The sequence below is a fragment of the Salinigranum marinum genome (assembly GCF_024228675.1).
In the GTDB taxonomy this organism is placed as follows: Archaea; Halobacteriota; Halobacteria; order Halobacteriales; family Haloferacaceae; genus Salinigranum; species Salinigranum marinum.
This window is the reverse complement of sequence record NZ_CP100461.1, coordinates 3,579,659-3,597,454: the sequence shown is the minus strand read 5'-3', so window position 1 is coordinate 3,597,454 and position 17,796 is coordinate 3,579,659. Positions and strand designations below refer to the sequence as shown.

General features: G+C 69.9%; 18 protein-coding genes, 3 tRNA genes and 1 pseudogene. 15 read left to right on the top strand and 7 right to left on the bottom strand.

Annotated features, from left to right (window positions below):
• The first annotated feature begins 5 nt into the window (after positions 1 to 5).
• On the top strand, positions 6 to 1,568 hold the full coding sequence (locus NKJ07_RS17965) for a heme-binding protein (RefSeq protein ID WP_318568159.1): 1,563 nt from the start codon (positions 6 to 8) through the stop codon (positions 1,566 to 1,568).
• Between the two features lies 1 nt (position 1,569).
• Positions 1,570 to 3,666, top strand: coding sequence for an ATP-binding protein (locus NKJ07_RS17960; protein ID WP_343230483.1), 2,097 nt, complete (start codon positions 1,570 to 1,572; stop codon positions 3,664 to 3,666).
• Here the strand turns inward: NKJ07_RS17960 and NKJ07_RS17955 are convergent.
• Positions 3,658 to 3,873, bottom strand: a complete 216-nt coding sequence (locus NKJ07_RS17955) for a hypothetical protein (protein WP_318568157.1) — start codon at positions 3,871 to 3,873, stop codon at positions 3,658 to 3,660. The two genes, NKJ07_RS17960 and NKJ07_RS17955, sit on opposite strands and share 9 nt — an antisense overlap.
• Before the next feature lie 2 nt (positions 3,874 to 3,875).
• The gene (locus NKJ07_RS17950; protein WP_318568156.1) at positions 3,876 to 4,928 is read right to left on the bottom strand and encodes an aldo/keto reductase; all 1,053 of its coding nucleotides are present in this window, start codon (positions 4,926 to 4,928) and stop codon (positions 3,876 to 3,878) included.
• Between the two features lie 203 nt (positions 4,929 to 5,131).
• Between NKJ07_RS17950 and NKJ07_RS17945 the strand changes: the two genes are divergently transcribed.
• Entirely contained in the window at positions 5,132 to 5,401 is a 270-nt protein-coding gene (locus tag NKJ07_RS17945; protein WP_318568155.1) for a hypothetical protein, read from the top strand.
• A gap of 91 nt (positions 5,402 to 5,492) precedes the next feature.
• Positions 5,493 to 7,706 carry a GH32 C-terminal domain-containing protein gene (locus NKJ07_RS17940; RefSeq protein WP_318568154.1) on the top strand — a complete coding sequence of 738 codons (2,214 nt, stop codon included), beginning with the start codon at positions 5,493 to 5,495 and terminating at the stop codon, positions 7,704 to 7,706.
• An 88-nt stretch (positions 7,707 to 7,794) separates the two neighbouring features.
• Here the strand turns inward: NKJ07_RS17940 and NKJ07_RS17935 are convergent, their stop codons facing one another.
• Positions 7,795 to 9,108 carry a glycoside hydrolase family 68 protein gene (locus NKJ07_RS17935; protein WP_318568153.1) on the bottom strand — a complete coding sequence of 438 codons (1,314 nt, stop codon included), beginning with the start codon at positions 9,106 to 9,108 and terminating at the stop codon, positions 7,795 to 7,797.
• Positions 9,109 to 9,234: 126 nt separating this feature from the next.
• On the opposite strand from NKJ07_RS17935, the gene NKJ07_RS17930 reads away from it, so the two are divergent.
• The 7 genes and pseudogenes from NKJ07_RS17930 to NKJ07_RS17905 all read left to right on the top strand — a co-directional run bounded on the left by NKJ07_RS17930 (position 9,235) and on the right by NKJ07_RS17905 (position 13,099).
• Positions 9,235 to 10,146 carry an acyltransferase gene (locus NKJ07_RS17930; protein ID WP_318568152.1) on the top strand — a complete coding sequence of 304 codons (912 nt, stop codon included), beginning with the start codon at positions 9,235 to 9,237 and terminating at the stop codon, positions 10,144 to 10,146.
• Positions 10,147 to 10,263: 117 nt separating this feature from the next.
• Positions 10,264 to 10,344 (top strand): annotated as a pseudogene (locus NKJ07_RS24465) (DUF7577 domain-containing protein); the annotation flags it as partial.
• A gap of 12 nt (positions 10,345 to 10,356) precedes the next feature.
• The gene (locus tag NKJ07_RS17925; RefSeq protein ID WP_425504775.1) at positions 10,357 to 10,650 is read left to right on the top strand and encodes a DUF7577 domain-containing protein; all 294 of its coding nucleotides are present in this window, start codon (positions 10,357 to 10,359) and stop codon (positions 10,648 to 10,650) included.
• On the top strand, positions 10,647 to 11,372 hold the full coding sequence (locus tag NKJ07_RS17920) for an Nmad3 family putative nucleotide modification protein (protein WP_318568150.1): 726 nt from the start codon (positions 10,647 to 10,649) through the stop codon (positions 11,370 to 11,372). Before NKJ07_RS17925 ends, NKJ07_RS17920 begins: the two co-directional genes overlap by 4 nt.
• 83 nt (positions 11,373 to 11,455) lie before the next feature.
• Complete coding sequence (locus tag NKJ07_RS17915) at positions 11,456 to 12,106, top strand: hypothetical protein (protein WP_318568149.1); 651 nt, start codon at positions 11,456 to 11,458, stop codon at positions 12,104 to 12,106.
• Between the two features lie 122 nt (positions 12,107 to 12,228).
• Positions 12,229 to 12,681, top strand: coding sequence for a hypothetical protein (locus NKJ07_RS17910; RefSeq protein ID WP_318568148.1), 453 nt, complete (start codon positions 12,229 to 12,231; stop codon positions 12,679 to 12,681).
• 76 nt (positions 12,682 to 12,757) lie between these two features.
• The gene (locus NKJ07_RS17905) at positions 12,758 to 13,099 is read left to right on the top strand and encodes a DUF8152 family protein (protein ID WP_318568147.1); all 342 of its coding nucleotides are present in this window, start codon (positions 12,758 to 12,760) and stop codon (positions 13,097 to 13,099) included.
• A gap of 173 nt (positions 13,100 to 13,272) precedes the next feature.
• On the opposite strand, the gene NKJ07_RS17900 is transcribed toward NKJ07_RS17905, so the two are convergent.
• The 3 genes from NKJ07_RS17900 to NKJ07_RS17890 form a co-directional block, all read right to left on the bottom strand.
• Positions 13,273 to 13,356, bottom strand: a tRNA-Ser gene (locus tag NKJ07_RS17900).
• Between the two features lie 126 nt (positions 13,357 to 13,482).
• A tRNA-Thr gene (locus NKJ07_RS17895) sits at positions 13,483 to 13,554 on the bottom strand.
• Between the two features lie 70 nt (positions 13,555 to 13,624).
• Entirely contained in the window at positions 13,625 to 14,299 is a 675-nt protein-coding gene (locus tag NKJ07_RS17890) for a DUF7114 family protein (RefSeq protein ID WP_318568146.1), read from the bottom strand.
• A gap of 60 nt (positions 14,300 to 14,359) precedes the next feature.
• Here NKJ07_RS17890 and NKJ07_RS17885 point away from each other — a divergent pair, with 60 nt between their 5' ends.
• Positions 14,360 to 15,094 (top strand): enoyl-CoA hydratase/isomerase family protein, encoded by a 735-nt coding sequence (locus NKJ07_RS17885; protein ID WP_318568145.1) that lies wholly within the window; start codon positions 14,360 to 14,362, stop codon positions 15,092 to 15,094.
• Between the two features lie 30 nt (positions 15,095 to 15,124).
• Positions 15,125 to 15,766, top strand: a complete 642-nt coding sequence (locus tag NKJ07_RS17880; protein ID WP_318568144.1) for a hypothetical protein — start codon at positions 15,125 to 15,127, stop codon at positions 15,764 to 15,766.
• Between the two features lie 13 nt (positions 15,767 to 15,779).
• Here NKJ07_RS17880 and NKJ07_RS17875 read toward each other — a convergent pair whose 3' ends face one another.
• The gene (locus NKJ07_RS17875) at positions 15,780 to 16,613 is read right to left on the bottom strand and encodes an NAD+ synthase (RefSeq protein ID WP_318568143.1); all 834 of its coding nucleotides are present in this window, start codon (positions 16,611 to 16,613) and stop codon (positions 15,780 to 15,782) included.
• 146 nt (positions 16,614 to 16,759) lie between these two features.
• Here NKJ07_RS17875 and NKJ07_RS17870 point away from each other — a divergent pair.
• Positions 16,760 to 16,830: transfer RNA gene (locus tag NKJ07_RS17870), tRNA-Gly, on the top strand.
• A 250-nt stretch (positions 16,831 to 17,080) separates the two neighbouring features.
• A complete protein-coding gene (locus tag NKJ07_RS17865; protein ID WP_318568142.1) occupies positions 17,081 to 17,794 on the top strand; it encodes a TIGR00266 family protein in 714 nt (237 codons plus the stop codon).
• Positions 17,795 to 17,796 lie beyond the last annotated feature (2 nt).

Below are 17,796 nucleotides of genomic sequence, written 5' to 3'. Positions count from 1 at the left end.
GGCGTATGACAGCGGCTCCACCGACCGACGAAGGGTGGTTCGTGCTCCACGACTTCAGAACCGTCGACTGGGACGCCTGGCGGGACGCCCCGGAGCGAGAGCGGACGCGCGCCGTCGATGAGGGCGTCGCCTATCTGATGTCGCACGAGGCCGTCGAGGACGCCTCGGAAGGCGCGAGCGCCGTCTTCAGCGTCGTCGGCCACAAGGCCGACCTCCTCGTGTTACACCTCCGGCCGTCGCTCGACGCGCTCTCGCGTGCGGAACGACAGTTCGAGACGACGGCGCTTGCGGGCTATCTCGAGCAGTCGACGTCGTACGTCTCGGTCACGGAGGTGTCGGGCTACGTCTCGGACGACTACTTCACCGGCGACGAGGACGAGATCGACGAGGGGCTCCGACGGTACATCGAGGGGAAGATGAAACCCGATCTCCCCGACGACGAGTACGTCTCCTTCTACCCGATGTCGAAGCGCCGAACGGGCGACGACAACTGGTACAGCCTCTCGTTCGACGAGCGCCGCGAGCTGATGTCAGAACACGGCGACACCGGCCGCGAGTACGCGGGCCGGATCAAGCAGATCATCTCCTCCTCGGTGGGGTTCGACGACTACGAGTGGGGCGTGACGCTCTTCGGGGCGGACCCGACGGACATCAAGGACATCGTCTACGAGATGCGGTTCGACGAGGTTTCGGCGCGCTACGGCGAGTTCGGACGGTTCTACGTCGGCCGGCGGTTCCCACCGCGTGACCTCGGTGCCTACCTGCGGGGTGAGTCGGTTCCGACCGGCGCGGCCGACGCGGACGGCGAGCCCCACGGCCACGCACACGACGCCGCGGGCGACCACCCACACGGACCCGGCCACGCCCACGGCGGCGCGGGCGACCATCCCCACGGGGCCGAGCAGGGGGCGCACGCCGACGCCGACACCCACGCTCACGCCCACGGCGAGGATGACGGAGATGAGGACCACGGCGGCGCGTCCGAGGAGGAGATCCGCGGCGAACTGGACGACCTGAACATCTACGCCGGCAAACCGCACGGCGAGGAAGTCTACGCGACCGTGCTGTACTCGGAGGCCGCCCCCGACGACCTGTTTGAGGAGGTCGCGGGCCTGCGCGAGAGCTTCGAGCACTACGGCACACACGTCAAGACGGCGGAGTACGAGGCCGAATCCGTCGACCGGACCGCAGTGGTGAGCATCTGGGAGACGGCCTCGGCGGCCGAGACCGCCGCGGGCTTCCTCTCGGAGCTCCCGGGCGTGGTCTCCCGCGCCGGCGAGGAGAGCGGCTTCGGGACGATGGGGATGTTCTACACCGTAAAGCCGGAGTACCGCGCGGAGTTCGTCGAGAAGTTCGACGTCGTCGGCGGGCTGCTCGACGAGATGGACGGCCACCACGAGACCGCGCTGATGGTCAACCACGAGGACCAAAACGACATGTTCATCTCCAGCCAGTGGCGCTCGAAGGAGGACGCGATGGGCTTCTTCCGCTCCGAGGAGTTCCGCGAGACGGTCCAGTGGGGCCGGGACGTCCTCGCCGACCGTCCACGACACGTCTTTTTGGCCTGAGATCACGGAGGCGGCGGGCGATTTTTGTCGCCCGGAGCCGACCCCTGAGTACAGAACGCTCGCCGAGGACGACGCCGTCGGCCGCTGTGTCGTCCGCGACGGGGCGTTCGTCTACGTGAACCCGTGCGTTGCCGACCTCGTGAACGTCGGCCGCGACGAGCTCCGCGGACGCGACCCGCTCGACGTGATCGCGCCCGCCGACCACGACGAGGTCCGCGGACCGCTCCGCGGACGGGCCGGCGACGGGGCCGAGAGAGCCGTTCGCCGGGTCACGCTCCTCGGGCGCGACCGCGACCCGCTCGACGTGACGCTCCGTTTCGCCCGGATCGACTACGATGGCGAGCCAGCGACCCTCGTCGTGTTCGTCCCGCCGGCCAAGCCGGTACGGTCACACACCGTCTCGGTGCTCGAACGGGCGACGGCCGATCTGGTCCGCGCGGCGAGCACCGCGGAGGTGTGTGCGGTCGCCGTCGAGACGGCCGCCGAGACGCTCGATCCCGAGCTGGTCGGCGTCTACACCCCCGACGACGCGGGATCGCTCACCCCGGAGATGATCGACGAGACCGCCGCGGACCTGTCGACGACCACGATCACGCCCGCCACCGAGGCGGTCTGGGCAGCGTTCCGGGCCGGAGAGAGCCGAGTCGTTCCCGCCGCGGAGCACGACCTCTGGGCGGCGCTCGACCTGCTCGTCGTCCCGCTCGGCGACCACGGACTGCTGGTCGCCGCGGCGGAGCCCGACGGGACGCTCGAGGGGAGCGTCGAGGTCGTCGGCCTGCTGGCGACGAACGCCCAGGCGGCGCTCGACCGGGTCCAGCGCGAGGAGCGTCTCGAGCGGCTCCACGAGACGACGCGGAGCCTCATGAACGCCGAGACCGAGACGGAGGTGGCCGATGTCGCGATCACGACCGCACGGGACGTCCTGAGCCACGACATCTGCGGCGTCCACCTGTACGACCCCGACCGGGACGCACTCGTCCCCGCCGCGGCGAGCGACCGGACGCGCGAGTTCCTCGGCGACCGGGGTGACCTCCCGGCGTTCGAGCGCGGCGAGAGCCTCACGTTCGAGGCGTTCGAGACCGGCGAGACCCGCGTGTACGACCGCGTGAACGAGGCGCGGGGCGTGATGGATCCGACGACGCGGGTCCGCAGCGAACTCATCGTCCCGCTCGGCGACCGCGGCGTCTTCCTCGCCGGCTCGTCCCTCCCCGCCCAGTTCGACGAGACGGACGTCTCGCTGGCGAAGGTGCTCTGTGCGAACGTCGAGGCCGCGCTCGAACGGGCCGAGCGAGAGGAGACGCTCCGCAGACAGGAGGCCGAACTCCGCGAGCGGAACAGCCGGCTCGACGAGTTCGCCTCCGTGGTCAGCCACGACCTCCGCAACCCGCTGAACGTCGCGCAGGGCCGGCTCGAACTCGCCCGCGACGCCCCGTCCCGCGACGCCGCCGCGGAGCACCTCGACGCCGTGACCGAGAGCCACGACCGCATGGAGGAACTCGTCGCGGACCTGCTCACCCTCGCCCGGCAGGGCCGCGGCGCGGGCGACACCGAGGCCGTTGACGTCGGCGCGCTCGCGCGGACGTGCTGGGCGGGACTCGGACCGGGCGAACTCGTCGTGGACGACGAACCGACCGTCGAAGCCGACCGGAGCCGACTGCGCGAACTCCTCGAGAACCTCCTGCAGAACAGCGTGGAGCACGGCTCCACGAGCCCTCACTCGCCGGCTCGTGAGGACAGCGTGGAGCACGGCTCCACGAGCAACCGGACTGCCGTGCAGTCCGGTGACACCGTCGAACACGGCTCGTCGGAGGGCCAGCGGACCGTCGACGCCGACGGCACCGGGCCGACGGTCCGCATCGGCGCGCTCCGGGCCGGCGGGAGCGACGACGTCGACCGCCGCGGGTTCTTCGTCGAGGACGACGGCCCCGGGATCCCCGAGGACGAGCGCGAGACGGTCTTCGAACACGGCTACTCGACCGACGCCGACGGCACCGGGTTCGGGCTCGCCATCGTCAGCGCGGTCGCCGACGCCCACGGCTGGGACGTTCGGCTGACGGAGGGACGCGAGGGCGGGGCGCGGTTCGAGTTCCTACTCTAGCTCGACCTGATCGACGAGTTCGTCCAGCGGGACGTCGTCGTCACCCCCCGAGAGGACGTACGCGGCGACGCCCACGAGACCGGTCAGGAGCGTGACGGCCACCCACTTGCCGACGCAGCGGCCGTGGCGGCGCGCGTCGACGGCCACGACGGCCGCCAGCACGGCGTGGACGGCAAGCGTGAGCTTCAGCAGTTTCGCTTTCGACATCGTCAGTCACCCGCCGCCTGCTTGTCGACGCCCTCGAGGTCGGCTCCGCCCACGGACGAGCGGAGCGAGTCCATCCCGTCGAAGCGGTCGACGCCGAAGTTCTCCTGGGACAGTTCCTCCACCCGGCGGACCTCCTCGTCGGAGAGCGGCGGCGTCTCGGGCGCGTCGGCCCACGCGGTCACGTCCGCTTTCGTCCGGAACGTCGGGGTCACCGCGGCGACCTCGTCGTGTGAGAGGAGCCACTGGATCGACGCCTGCGCCATCGTCCGCTCACCCCCTCGTTCGAGGAACCGGAGGCGTTCGAGCTTCTCCCAGCCCGTCTCGTACCACTCGGAGGGGCGGTGTGCCCGGTGGTCGCCCTTTCCTAACTCGGTGTCGGGCGTCACCTGCTCGTTCAGGAGGCCCGAGGAGTGCGGGACGCGCGCGACGACCGAGGTGTCGGCATCGGTCGCGCGGATCGTCTCGACGAAGTGCCGGCCGGGGGTCTGCTCGAAGACGTTGAAGACGGTCTGGACCGCGTCGAAGTCGAGTTCGACCGCCCGGTCGCCCTCGGCGAGCCAGCCGATCGAAGGGCCGAGCGCCCAGCCCAGGGCGTCGACTGTCCCCTCCTCGCGGAGTTCTTCTAAGGCTTCGACGACGTCGGGCGTCACCTCGTCGACGTTCGCGTTGTGCAACTGGAGGAACTCGATGTGGTCCGTCCCCAGCCGGTCGAGCGACCGCTCGACTGCGGTTCGGATCCACTCGGGCGTGATCTCCTTGGGGAGTTCGCCGTGGCCCGCCTGGGGGTTGTTGTAGAAGTCGTAGCCGATCTTCGTCGACAGCGTGACCTCGTCACGTCTGCCGTCCAGCGCGCGTCCGATGAGTTTCTCGGAGTCGCCGTGGCCGTAAACGTCGCCGGTGTCGATGTAGGTGATGCCGCAGTCGAGGGCGTGGTGGACCAGATCGATCGCCTGCTCCTCCGTGCGGTCGCCCCACCAGTCCGTACCGACGACCCACGCGCCGAAGCCGACTTCGGAGACCTCGACGCCGGAGTCACCGAGTTCGCGGTGCTTCATACTCGGCCCTGGGGGTTCCGGCGACTTATACCGTCCGCTGTCTCTCAGTGCGTGGGTTCCGGCCGTGTGGGAGTGTACAACGGATTCGTCGGGCGTGTCGCCGGCTCGGAGGTGAACGCCGTCGACGCCGCGGGTCGCGGGTCCGAACGCACGACGTGTGGGGCAAGCTATATCCCCCCGCCGAGCGAGGACCAGCCCGACCGATGCATCCCTCCCGTGCGGTCGCCCTGTCTCTCCTCGTCGTCGCCCTCCTGACGCTGCTCCAGGTCGGCATCGCCGACCGTCCACGGCTCACCGCCGTGGCCGTGCTCCGGTTCGTGGGCGGGATCGTCCTCCTCGTCGGTAGCCTGTACGGCCTCCTCCGGTACGAGACGAGCCCGACCGTCACCGAGTACGGCCCGAAAGCGTACCTGCTCGTCGGTGCCGCGTCGCTGTGGGCCGTCGGACTGGTGGTGCAGTTTTTTTCCGGGTAACCCCTCGTCTCCGGCCGTGGGCCGGGCGGAAGCGTCGACGAATCTAGCGCCGAAGCAAGCGTTTTTTCACCCACCCCACGGAGACGGCGCTATGAACCTGTCCGGGCTCCGCGTCGCGACCCTCGCGCTCGGGGAGCGAACGCCGGAGCAGACGGCAGCGTACGACTCCCTCGAGGCGACCGGCGGTGCCGTCGGCCGCGTCGACCTCGCGGCCGTCGCCGCCGGCGACGTCGACCTCGCCGCGTACGACGTCTGCTGGTGGCACCGCGACCGCCCCCTCGACTGGGAGGACGCCCCGGGTGTCCTCGACGCCTGTGCCGCCCCGTTCGACGACTATCTCGAGCGCGGCGGCGGCCTGCTCCTGACGCTCCACGCGCTGTCGGCCGTCGCCGATCTGGGGATCGACCCCGTCGCCCCCGACGCGACCGGCCACGAGACAGCGCCGGCTCGGGTCGGCTATCTCGCGAAGGCCGTCCACCGCGACCACCCCGCGTTCGAGACGTTCGACGACCTCCCTGTCCACACCCGCGCGGCGGACGCCGACACGGCGTTCGCCCGGTACGAGCGCCTCGTCCCCGCCGACGGCGTCGTCCTCGCAGCCGGCCTCCGCGGCGACGACTACCTCGTCGACCGGAAGCCGCTCGTCGAGTGGCACGTCGGCGCCGGTCGGGTGATCGGCGCGGGCGTCGGCCTCTCGTTCGCCCACGCCCGCGACTTCGAGTGCGCCGCGAACCAGGAGCGGTTCGTCGGCAACCTCCTCGTCACGCTCGGCGGGGACCGCGCGCCGACGTTCACCGACCGGCCCGACACGCGCGAGGGGTTCGACCGACTCCGCCGGTCGCTCGACGACGACCACCACCGACCACGCTACCACGTCTGCCCCCCCGCGAACTGGCTGAACGACCCGAACGGCCTCGTCCACCACGACGGGGTCTACCACCTGTTCTACCAGTACAACCCCGCGGGCCCCGCCCACGGAACGATCCACTGGGGCCACGCGACGAGCGAGGACCTCGTCCACTGGCAGGACGAACCGGTCGCGCTCACGCCCGATCCCGACGGGCCGGACCGCGACGGCTGCTGGTCCGGCTGTGCCGTCGACGACGACGGGACGATGCGGCTTCTGTACACGGGCGGCCGGGGTCGCCGACAGCTCCCGTGTCTCGCGACGGCCGAGCGCGACGACCTCTCTACCTGGCACAAACACGCTGACAACCCGATCATCGAGGCCGCGCCGAACGACCTGGAGATCCTCGCGACCGACCACTGGGAGGCGGAGTTCCGCGACCACTGCGTCTGGCGCGAGGGAGGGACGTGGTACCACCTCATCGGCTCGGGCGTGGCCGACGTCGGCGGCACCGCCCTGCTCTACCGGGGGGCGCGCCTCGACGAGTGGGAGTACGTCGGCCCGCTGCTGACGGGCGACTGGGAGGGTGCCGGCCCCGTCTGGGAGTGCCCCGAACTGCTCGACTTCGGCGCGAAACAGCTCCTGCACGTCTCGAACTACGCGGACGTGCAGTACTTCCTCGGCTCCGCGGATCTGACGAGTCCGGGCTTTCTCGTCGAGGAGCACGGTCTCCTCGACCACGGCGACTTCTACGCCCCACAGACGATGACCGACGCCGACGGTCGGCGGCTGCTGTGGGCGTGGCTGCCCGAGGCCCGCGGCGTCGAGGCGCAGTGGCACGCCGGCTGGTCCGGCGTCATGAGCCTCCCCCGCGTGGTCGACCTCGACGACGAGGGCCGGCTCCGACAGCGACCGGCAGCCGAGTTGGCGGCGCTCCGAACCGAGGGCGTCCCGGCGTCGGTCGACCTCGCGGCCGGCGAGCGGCGGGCGCTTCCGCTGTCGGGCAACGCGTACGAGCTCGACCTGACGGTCAGCAGGGAGGCCGACGCGACGTTCGAGCTCGTGCTGTTCGAGTCGCCGGCGCGCACCGAACGAACCGTCGTCCGGTGGGCCGGCGACGAGGTGGTGGTCGACCGGTCGGGGAGCAGTCACGGCCACGCCGCCGAGGAGGGCGACCAGCGCCTGCCGCTCGGCGGGACGGGGAAGGTCGCCGGCGGACGGGCGTCGGTCGCCGACGGCGGTCGAGCGGAACACGAGGCGACCGAGTCGGCGGACCGCGACCTGTCGCTCCGGGTGTTCGTCGACGGCTCGGTGCTCGAACTGTTCGCGAACGGGTCGCGCTGTCTGACCTCGCGCGTCTACCCAACGCGCGCCGACGCCGACGGCGTCTCCCTCCTCGCCCGTGACGGGGCGGTGACGGTCGACGGCGAGGCGTGGGAACTGGGCGGCGCGTTCTAGGTGCGAACACGATCGGCGGCGTACCTACGTCACCGACACGGACGCCGACGGCCGCTCACACGGACGACGACCACTCCTGTCGAGGCCGTTACCGAGCGCCGTAGCCGGGGCGCTCCTCGTCGCCGTCAGCGCCGCGAAGCCGCGCGATCCGCTCGTCCTCGGTCTCGGGGAGGGCCTCCTCGGCGGTCGGGAGGTGGCCGTGGTCGAGCGTCCCACGAACCCGGGTGTCGAGTCCGTCGACGCCCAGCCGAACCGTCGGCGCGAGCGTCCCGCCGAACCGGCGGAACTGCTCGTCCTCGGGCAGATACGCCACGTCGTCGAGGCTGGGGCGGTCGTAGTCGAGGTAGTTGAGAAAGGAGGTGACGAGGATCTCCTCGCAGTGGCCGTACGCGAGCCACGAGTACGCCTGGAACGGCGCGTTCGCGGGGTTCGTGAGGACGAGTCCCGAGCCGTTCAGCGGTTCGTACGGGCCGAACAGCGCGTCGGCGGCGAAGCCGTAGAGGGCGTCGTAGCCGTCGATCCCCGGCGCGAACGTGTGTCGATGGCTAGCGACGAACAGGTAGTACGTGCCGTCGCGGTAGACGACGTGGGGCCGTTCGAGTTCCTGGTTGACGCAGACGGCGTCGACGAGCGGCGGCAGGAGTTCGCAGGCCGTCGGGTCGGTCTTCGAGGCCCGTGCGATCCCGACCGAGCCGTTGAACGCCTGCTGTTCGGGGTCGCCGCCGCACGCTTTCGAGCCCTCGGGGATGGGCGTGTTCCCCTCGAACAGCAGATACGCCTCGTCGGTCTCGGGGTCCTCGAAGTACCACGGGTCGCGGAACGTGTAGATCATCCCCCGGGACTGCTCCTCGCGCTCGTACCACTCGCCGTCGGGACGGGCGAGCGTCTTGTGCGTCCACGGCCCCTCGAACCGGACGCCGTCGGCGGTGGTGCGGGCGGAGCCCCCGTGGGCGACCGCGAGGCGTTGCGTGTACGAGAGCGCGTCCTCGCCGCGGTGCCCGGCGGCGGTGTAGTACAGCGAGACGTCACCGGTTTCGGGGTCGTAGATCGCCGAACCCGCCCACTGTCGGGAGCCGAGGGGGACGGAATCGCCGAAGACGCACCCCCCCGGGGTCCAGTTCCGTCCGTCGGTCGAGTAGTAAAAGCGGTGCGTCGCGACGTCGTGGCGCTTGCCGGGAAGGAGGTCGTTCGAGGCGGTGAGCGCGACGACGACGCGGTAGCCGTCCACGTCGGCGATCTCGCCCGCCGGGGTTCGGAGCAGCCACGTGTCCCAGAGGTGGTTGTCGGGGTCGGTCCGTCGATCCGGCGGGTAGATGATCGGTGCAGTGTTTCGATCGGTGCGGGAGAGTCCGGCGGCGTGGTCGCGCGTCCAGGCGGCCGTGTCGCGTGACGGATCGCTCATTGTGACTGCGTCGACGACGCCCATAAAAATAGACCACTACTTCGGTCGTGAGCCACGACGACGGACGCTTTGACGGGTGGTTCGCACATCCAAATCCATTTGAGCGATGGCAGCAAACGAACGACGATGACAAAGCGCCACGTGTCTCTTCCCCCCATCGCCGAGGAGGGGGTCAGAGCGTTCATCGCCGAGGTCGACGAGCGACTCTCATCGGACGAGGAAACGTGTGAGGTCGTCAAAGACGTCCTCATCGACCTGTTCGGCGACCGCGAGGCGTACGAGCGGTGGCAGTCGGGGGAGTCGATCTCGGCGGCCGAGCGCGTCCGCCTGCAGGGGTACGATCCGTGCAACGCGACGCTCGAATCCGAGTACTACGCCGAGAAGGACGAGAAGGCGTTCAAGCGGTCGAAGTACCTCCAGTGGCTCTGGCGACAGTTCGACGCGACGCCGATGGCCGACAACGTCGCGTTCGCCCTGCGGTTCCGGCAGATGCTCGCCGAACACCTCTTCGAGGACGTGGGCGAGGACTGCCGCTTCTTCAAAGACATCACGTTCACTTACGGCCACAACATCACGGTCGGGGACAACACGGTCATCCACGACGACGTCCACCTCGACGACCGCGGGAAGCTCACGATCGGCGACCGCGTCTCGATCTCCGACAGCGCCCACGTGTACAGCCACGACCACGACGTGGTCGACCAGACCCAGGTGGAGAACTACCACACGATCGTCGACGACGACGCCCGCGTCACTTACGACTCGATGGTCACGGCGGGCGCTCGCGTGGGCAAGAACGCCATCGTCGGCGCGAAGGCCATCGTCCGCGGCGACGTCCCCGACCACCACATCGCGGTCGGTTCGCCCGCGAAAAGCGTGAAGATCAAACCCGGCTGGGAGGACGTCGCCGATCCGCTCGACGCGGGCGGGGAGAACCGTAAGACGGAACGGCAGATCGAGTACGACCTGCCCGACAGCCTCGACGTCTTCGACGAGTTCGGACGCGACCGCGGCTCACCGTCGTCGGGATCGGACTGAACGGACCGGTGGGGAACCGGTCGAAACACTGTCACACGCCGGGTAGCTGTCGCTCCGCTCGACACTCTCGGCCGTCCGTCCGAAGAATCAAGTGTACTGACACCATACCACACGGTGATGGACGTCTGGGGGTGGATCGTCGTGTACGCGGTCGGACTGACGCTCCTGCAGTTGCTCGTCTACCGCTACCTCCTCAACAACGGGGGGTCGGTGACGCGACGCGTCGGCACGCCGTTCGGCGAGAACGACCGCGACTCCTCCTGGTCCAGCGGCTCCTCCGGCTCGAACCCGTCGCAATCGAACGGGCCGTCGCGGACGGGTGAGGACGCCGACGGGGGAGCGGTCCCGCCCCGGTCCTTGGACGCGTGGCCGCGGAGTGACCAACACGCCGCGACCGAGCCGGCCCGAACGAGCGCCGGAAGCCGCCGGTGTCGGCACTGCGGCGTCGAAAACGAGTCCGACGAGACGTTCACGCTCTGTTGGAACTGCGCGCGCGAGCTGTGAGCCGGAGCCCGCGGGCCATCGCGATCAACGTCGGCGCGAACACGAACCTCCCGGGCGTCCGCGGCCCGATCTACCCCGACGGCCGCTTCGAGTACGTTCCGATCCCGGAGCGACAGCCGACGACCGAGGCGGTGCCGACGTACGCCGACCTCGATCCTCACCTGCGGTTCGACCTCCCCGACCGGTTCTTCGATCTGCCGGTCCACCTCGACCCGTCGTTCGCCGGCTACCCGTTCTGTTCGACGTACACGTACGGCGACGAACACGGGGTGAAAGCCGGGCCGCTGTCGCGGCTCGAACCCGGCGACATTCTGCTGTTCTACGCGACGCTCTCCCTGCACGGTGACCCGGCCGCGGCCGCGGAGTGGGTCGTCCCCGACTGGGGTGCGTACCTCATCGGCGAGTTTCGGGTCGAACGCGCCGTGACCGGCGACGAGTACGCGTCGCTCCCGCCGGCGGAACGCGACCGCTTCGCGACCAACGCGCACGTCCGCCGCGATCCGTTCGACGCGAAGGTGCTCGTCGCCGGCGACGGGCGCTCGGCGCTGTACGACCGCGCGGTCCCCCTCTCCGCGCCCGCGGGCGGAACCACCCCGAACGAGCTCGTGACGGCGCTGTCGAACGACTCGGGCAAGGGACCGTGGTGGCGGCGTCGGCTGTGGTTCGACGCCGACGCGACCGGCCGGCTCCGCGACCGCATCGCGGCACACCGAACCGACTGATCCGGCCGCGAGCGGGCCGCGAGCGGCCGTTTGTGCGTGCCGTTCGCGCGAAATGTTAAGCCGTCAGCGAGCGTGTCTGTCCCATGGCACCGACGACGAGCGATGCGCCGGGAGACGGCCGACGGCGGCCGCTCGGGGACGACGGGTTCAGCATCGAGCGACAGACCATCCAGGGCCAGGAGGCGCTCGTCCACCGTCGTCCCGACGAGGTGTACGTCGAGTGGCGGGCCGGCCAACCCGTCTACTTCGGCGTCCACGTCGGCGACCACCTCAAGGACGCCGACGCCGACGTCTCCTCGCCCCGCATCGCCGAGTGGCGGGTGACGGAGATCACCCCGACCCGGGTCGTCGGCGAGCACACCAAGAGCGGTGACCGGCGCGAGTTCGACCGCGACCGGGTCGAACGCGGGCTCGTCGTCGGCAACTACGCGACGAACCTCTCGGAGTTCGCGCGGGTCGCGGTTCACGCCGTCGGGAGCTGGGACGCGTACGACCCCGACGCCGACGACACCGGTGTGATCTACCGCGGCCGGCCGTACGTGACGGTCGTCGCCTACGGGAACAACGGTCAGAGGTACGGCCTCCGCTACCGGTACGTCGAGGACGGGACCGACCGCGACGTGACCCCGTGGAAGGAGGACGCCCCCGTCGGCGCGCTCGACGACGAGCTCCGACAGCGGCTGTTCACCGCCGTCGAGTCGGCGCTCACGGCCGAGGGCTTCACCGTCGCGTAGGCCGCCCAGTGGGAGCGATCGCCTCGTCCGCCGTCGCTGTGGTCGTGACCGCCGGGGAGACGTTACAACGGAACAGAATTTGTCTGACGTAGACTTATCTTCGACTGGGCGGAGAGAGACGTATGAACGAGCGAGTGAGCCGCCGCCGACTCCTCGCCGGGGTGAGCGTCCTTGGGGTGGGAGCACTCGCGGGCTGTGGCTCCGCCGCTGGGTCGTCCACGTCGCGGCTCGCGTACGTCCGGGTGGCGAACTGGCACGCCGAAGCACACACCGTCCACGTGATCGTCGAGCGCGACGGAGACCTCGTCCACTGGTCGTCGCACGACCTCGCCGCGCGGGACGGGGAGATCACGACCCAGCCGCTGGATCGGACCTGGGCCGACGAGCAGGCCGAGTTCGTCGTCCGGGTCCGGATCGACGACCGGAACACGTGGAAGGTGTTCGACCTCGCGGGCCGCGAGGGGGACTGCTACGGCGTCGAGGCCCGAGTCAACGACCAGGGTTCACTCGGGGTCTGGTACGAACAGGCTCCGCGTCAGTGCCGGACACAGAGCGACCAGTCCGCCGACGGCTGAGCGAGTTGCTCGGTCGGGGTGTCCCGCGTGGGGGCCCACCGACAGCTACCTATCGGTCCGGTGTCTACGGCCGACGATGAGTGGCTCCGATCGACCGACCGACGACCCGGCGGACGACCGCTCGCTCGACGACCTCCTCGCGGCGCTCGCGTCGGAGCTTCGCGCGACCGAGGAACTCCCCGTCGCCCCCTCGGCGAGCGTCTGGCTCGGCGAGGCGCACGCCGTCGCCGAGGACCTCGCTCGCGGCGACCTCGACCGCCCGGTGGTCCACGAACGGGTCGGACACGTCCATCGGCTCCTAGAGAACGCCGACGGCCTCGACAACGAAGCCGCCGTGGAACGGGTGGCGACCGCGCGCTCGCTGGCCGTGACGGTCCACGAGCGGACGGCCGACGAGCGTCCCGACGAAACCGGGTGAGCGTACCGGTCACCGGAGAACGCGGTACGACTGGGGTTCGAACCGGAGTCCGACGGTCGCCCCCGCTCCGCTCGGGCGCTGCGACCGACAGGGTTCAACTCCAGTCGTCTTCACGACAGTCGCTCACGAGTGCGCGGAGACGGAGCTCCGCGCCGCTGATTCGCGACAGAACGCGGTGGGACTGGGATTTGAACCCAGGAGGCCGTAGGGCCACCTGCTTTCAAGGCAGGCGCGATAGTCCACTCCGCCATCCCACCACACCCCGGTGAAGGAGAAGGCGTGTCTAAGAACTGTCGGTCCCCGACCGCCGGTCGCGACCTGACTGGTGAGTTCGAGGACGAGTCGAAGAATCCGTGCCCGGTCGGCGGGACCGAAGAGCTTCAAGCCTAGGCCGGGATTTGAACCCGGGCTCTCGTCCTTACCAAGGACGCGCTTTACCGCTAAGCTACCCAGGCGCGTTTTCGCGTAGGCCGGATTCGTCTTTAGGCGTTTCGATACGGCGGCGCCCTGCGTCAGTCTCGCATCCTACGTGTCGGTCGCCGAGGGCGGGACGCGGTCGCCGTCTCCGTCGGTCGAGTGCGCGAGCGCGGCGAGCCTCTCCGGGGTCGTCTCCGCGAGCGCGACGGTGGCCGGGGGGAGTTCGCCCCCGTCGTGTGCGAGCGTGGCCGCGTACTCGACGAGCGCCGTGGGCGGGTCGACGTCGACCGCGGTCGCCCCGGCGATCGTCGCGAGGACGAACACCGACGCTTCGAGGTTGCGGTCGAGCGCGGCGGCGTCGGCCCCCGCTTCGCGGCGGAGCGTCTGGTCGCGGCCGAACGTGCGGACCGTCTCGACGGCGTGGTCGGCGGCGTCCGTCCGGGCGAGGACGTAGAAGCCACGCGAGACGAGAACGGACGCGGCGAGCATCTCGAGGTCGGCCGCGATGTCGCTGTCGCCCGCGGCGGTGGTCCACGGTTCGTCGTGCGCCAACGTCCGCGTCAGCCGGAGCCCCTCGTAGATGAGCTGGACGCCGGCGGCTCGCTCCGCGATCGCGTCGACGTTCACCGCCGGGCCGAGCGCTCGGGCGCAGAGGAGCGAGAACACGGCCGGTGCCATCGAAGCGTCGTCCAGTCTGTCGTGGAGTGCATCGCGGAGACGTGGCGGTTCGATGTCGGCCAGTGCCTCGCGCGCGGCATCGCGAACCCGCGCGGCATCGTCCATTAACCGAGGGTAGCGACGGGAGAGCCAAAGACCTTTGGAAAGCGCTTGACATCGGACGGCATGATCGAAACCACCGAAGACGACGCCGTCCGAACCGTCACGCTCTCGCGGCCGGAGCGCCGCAACGCCCTTCGCCCGTCCGATCTCGACGCGCTGGAGGCGGCCGTCGTCGACGCCGACGTGCCGGTCGTCTACCTCCACGGGGCCGGGCCGGGTTTCTGTGCGGGCGCGGATCTCGACGCCGTCTCGACGCTCGACGACCCGGCGGCGTTCGCCCGCCACGGCCAGCGCGTCGCACGCGCGCTCGAAGCGAGCGAGTCGGTCGTCGTCGCGGGCGTCGACGGCGCGGCCCGGGGTGGCGGTGTCGAACTCGCGCTCGCCTGCGACCTTCGGATCGCCACGCCCGACGCCACGTTCGCCGAACCCGGCGTTCGGTTCGGTCTGTTCGGTGCCTGGGGCGGGACGGTCCGCCTCCCGCGTGTCGTCGGCGAGGGCGAGGCGCTCGACTTCGCGCTTTCGGGCCGCGTCGTCGACGCCGACGAGGCCCTCCGGATGGGGCTCGTCTCCCGCGTCGTCGACGACCCGCGGCGGATCGCCGCCGACCTCGCCGCGGGCGCGCCGGACGCACTCGCCGTCGTCAAGGAACGCGTGCGCTCCCGGGACGACCGCGAGAGCCAAGAGCGCGCCGAGGCGGCGGCGTTCGGCGACCTCCACCGGGCACACGTCGACGACATCGCGGCCTCCCGCGCGGCGGACTCGGAGAGCGCCGGCGACGGCGGTCGCGACGACGCGTAGCTCTTTATTCTCGGCCTCCTGACGGCCGGCATGCGCGACTGTCCTCACTGTGCGGAATCGTTCGACACGGAGGTCGCTTCGCTCGAACATCTTCGCGACGACCACCCGGCAGAGTTCGGCTCGGTCGACGAACGCCGGCTCGCCCAACTCGGCGGCGACGGGGACGACGGCGGCTCGAACACGGCGCTCCTGCTCGGGGGGCTCGCGGTCGCCGTCGTCGGCATCGTCGTCGTGGTCACGTTCTTTCTCGGCGGGTCGTCGCCCGACACGGGGGGCGACGCGGCCCGGACGCCGTCGAACGTCGGAGCGGCCCACTCCCACGGCACGATGGAGATGGTCGTCCTCGGCGACCGCGTCGACTTCTCGCGCGAGGAGTACCAGCTCCAGGCGAACGCCTTCCACTTCGAAGGTGGCGACGGACAGGTGTGGCACGGGCACGCACAGGGCGTCACGCTGGAGTGGGCGATGGCCTCGCTCGGGATCGAGGTCACCGAAACGTCCGTCACGTTCGACGGGACGACCTACCGCGACGGCGACTCCGAGTACGCCGTCTCGGTGACGGTCGACGGTCAGCCCGTCGACCCCTCGACGTACGTCCTCCAGGGTGCACAGGACGCCGCGGCGGCGGGGTCACAGGGCGACCACGTCCGCATCGTCGTCACGGCCGCCTGAACCCGACGCGAACTCATCGGAACAGCGGCTCGGGGGCCGGCGGCATGCGTCGTTTGTGCGCGCTCTGTTCGTAGAGGTCGACGACCCGCTCCACCTGCGCGGGCTCGACGCCGAGCTCGCGGACGGTCGCCATCTTCGACAGCGGGCCGTCGACGTGGAGCGCGAGGATCGCGTCGAGCGTGTCGTAGTCGAGGCCCATCTCCTCCTCGTCAGTCTGGCCGAGCCACATCTCCGCGGAGGGTGTCTTCATCACCAAGTCGTGCGGAAGGCCGAGCGCGGCGGCGAGCTGGCGGACCTGCTGTTTGTAGAGGTTGCCGATCGGGTTGCAGTCGACCGCCTGATCACCGTACTTGGTGAAGTAGCCCGTCAGCGCCTCGCTTCGGTTTCCGGTCCCGAGGACGACCCGGTTCTCGTGGTTGGCGACGAAGTAGTTGAGCACCCCCCGGAGCCGAACGCGGACGTTGCCGGCCGCCATCCGGCTTTCGGTCGCGTCGGGGTAGGCGTCGAACACCGCGTCGGCGATCGGGTTGATGTCGACGACGTCGTACTCGATCCCCAGGCGTTCGGCGACGCGCTCGGCGTCGCTCATGTTCTCGTCGGTGTTCACCTCGCTCGGCATCACGAGGCCGTGAACGCCGTCAGAACCGAGCGCCTCGACCGCGACCGCGGCCGTCGTCGTCGAGTCGATCCCGCCCGAGAGTCCGATGACCGCGCCGTCGGCCTCGGCGTCGTCGACAACGCCGCGGACGAAGTCGACGACGTGCTCGCGCGTCGCGTCGAGTTCCGCTTCGGAGAGTCGGAGGTCGAGCGGTGCGGTGTCGCGGAGAACGGACGTGTCCTGACTCATCGTTCGTCGATACCGGCGGGAGCGACTAATATCCACGTCTCACGATCGCGCGATGGACGTGCGCTCAGTTCCGCGTCCGAGCCCGCCGGTCGGCCGAAGCGCTATTTTCAAGTACGGCGGTCTGATAGTGACTCATGCTCCACCACGCGCCGTTGGTCCAGTGGTAGGACATTGGCTTCCCAAGCCAATAGCCCGGGTTCAATTCCCGGACGGCGCATCCTGCGAGGAACGGACGTGACGGGCGGATGCACTCTCGGGAATTGAATCAGAGAGCGAACGGAGTGAGCGACCGTGGTTCAATTCCCGGACGGCGCATGTCCTTCACTTCGTTCAGTCCATGCGCCTCTCGCGAGACGGTGTCGGGCGCTGATCCCCGTCGCGCACCCCCAGCGTTCCGCTGAGCGACCTCCTCGGCAGAGATGTATCCGGTAAGTATTTACAAAAAGTCAGGTATTCGAAATCATACTATGGACTACAATATCGAGAACGGCCCGAGCTACGCGGTGCTCCGGACGACGATGGACCGGGGAGACCGACTCATGGCGGAGACCGGAGCGATGATCAGTCGGAGCGAGAGCGTCCGCGCCGACGCCGAGGTCGGCGGCGGGGACGGGATCGGCGGGATGATCAAGTCGGCGGTGAGTTCGAGCAAGGACCTGGTGGAGAACGCCTTCGAGGCCGAGACCGACGGGGCAGAACTCACACTGGCCCCCGACCATCCCGGCGACGTGTTCGGCGTCGACGTGGGGCAGGACGGTCCGATAAAGGTCAACTCGGGGTCGACCCTCGCCTGGGAGTCGACCGTCGAGCGGTCCAGCGCGTTCAACGACGCCGGGGGCTTCTTCTCCTCGGGGAGCCTTCGCGTCCTCGAACTCTCGGGGCGGGCGTTCCTCTCGGCGTACGGCTCCATCATCGAAACCGAGGTCACCCCCGACGACGCGACGATCGTCGACACCGACCACCTGATCGCGTGGACCGACGGCCTCTCGGTCTCCCGCGAACAGGACGGGAGCATCAAGTCGACGATGCTCGGTGGCGAGGGCATCGTCTCGAAGTTCTCCGGGCGAGGCCGCGTGTGGATCCAGACCCGCGACCCCGCGGTGTTCCGGGCCGCAACCGGGAGCAGTGATCAAGGCGACGGCGGCGACGGTCCGAGCATCGATCCCGGCGACTTCCTCTAGCA

Coding starts and splice junctions, on each gene's coding strand:
- NKJ07_RS17965 (WP_318568159.1), top strand. CDS start 6: ATGACAGCGGCTCCACCGACCGACGAAGGGTGGTTCGTGCTCCACGAC.
- NKJ07_RS17955 (WP_318568157.1), bottom strand. CDS start 3,873: ATGTCGAAAGCGAAACTGCTGAAGCTCACGCTTGCCGTCCACGCCGTG.
- NKJ07_RS17950 (WP_318568156.1), bottom strand. CDS start 4,928: ATGAAGCACCGCGAACTCGGTGACTCCGGCGTCGAGGTCTCCGAAGTC.
- NKJ07_RS17945 (WP_318568155.1), top strand. CDS start 5,132: ATGCATCCCTCCCGTGCGGTCGCCCTGTCTCTCCTCGTCGTCGCCCTC.
- NKJ07_RS17940 (WP_318568154.1), top strand. CDS start 5,493: ATGAACCTGTCCGGGCTCCGCGTCGCGACCCTCGCGCTCGGGGAGCGA.
- NKJ07_RS17935 (WP_318568153.1), bottom strand. CDS start 9,108: ATGAGCGATCCGTCACGCGACACGGCCGCCTGGACGCGCGACCACGCC.
- NKJ07_RS17930 (WP_318568152.1), top strand. CDS start 9,235: ATGACAAAGCGCCACGTGTCTCTTCCCCCCATCGCCGAGGAGGGGGTC.
- NKJ07_RS17915 (WP_318568149.1), top strand. CDS start 11,456: ATGGCACCGACGACGAGCGATGCGCCGGGAGACGGCCGACGGCGGCCG.
- NKJ07_RS17910 (WP_318568148.1), top strand. CDS start 12,229: ATGAACGAGCGAGTGAGCCGCCGCCGACTCCTCGCCGGGGTGAGCGTC.
- NKJ07_RS17905 (WP_318568147.1), top strand. CDS start 12,758: ATGAGTGGCTCCGATCGACCGACCGACGACCCGGCGGACGACCGCTCG.
- NKJ07_RS17890 (WP_318568146.1), bottom strand. CDS start 14,299: ATGGACGATGCCGCGCGGGTTCGCGATGCCGCGCGCGAGGCACTGGCC.
- NKJ07_RS17885 (WP_318568145.1), top strand. CDS start 14,360: ATGATCGAAACCACCGAAGACGACGCCGTCCGAACCGTCACGCTCTCG.
- NKJ07_RS17880 (WP_318568144.1), top strand. CDS start 15,125: ATGCGCGACTGTCCTCACTGTGCGGAATCGTTCGACACGGAGGTCGCT.
- NKJ07_RS17875 (WP_318568143.1), bottom strand. CDS start 16,613: ATGAGTCAGGACACGTCCGTTCTCCGCGACACCGCACCGCTCGACCTC.
- NKJ07_RS17865 (WP_318568142.1), top strand. CDS start 17,081: ATGGACTACAATATCGAGAACGGCCCGAGCTACGCGGTGCTCCGGACG.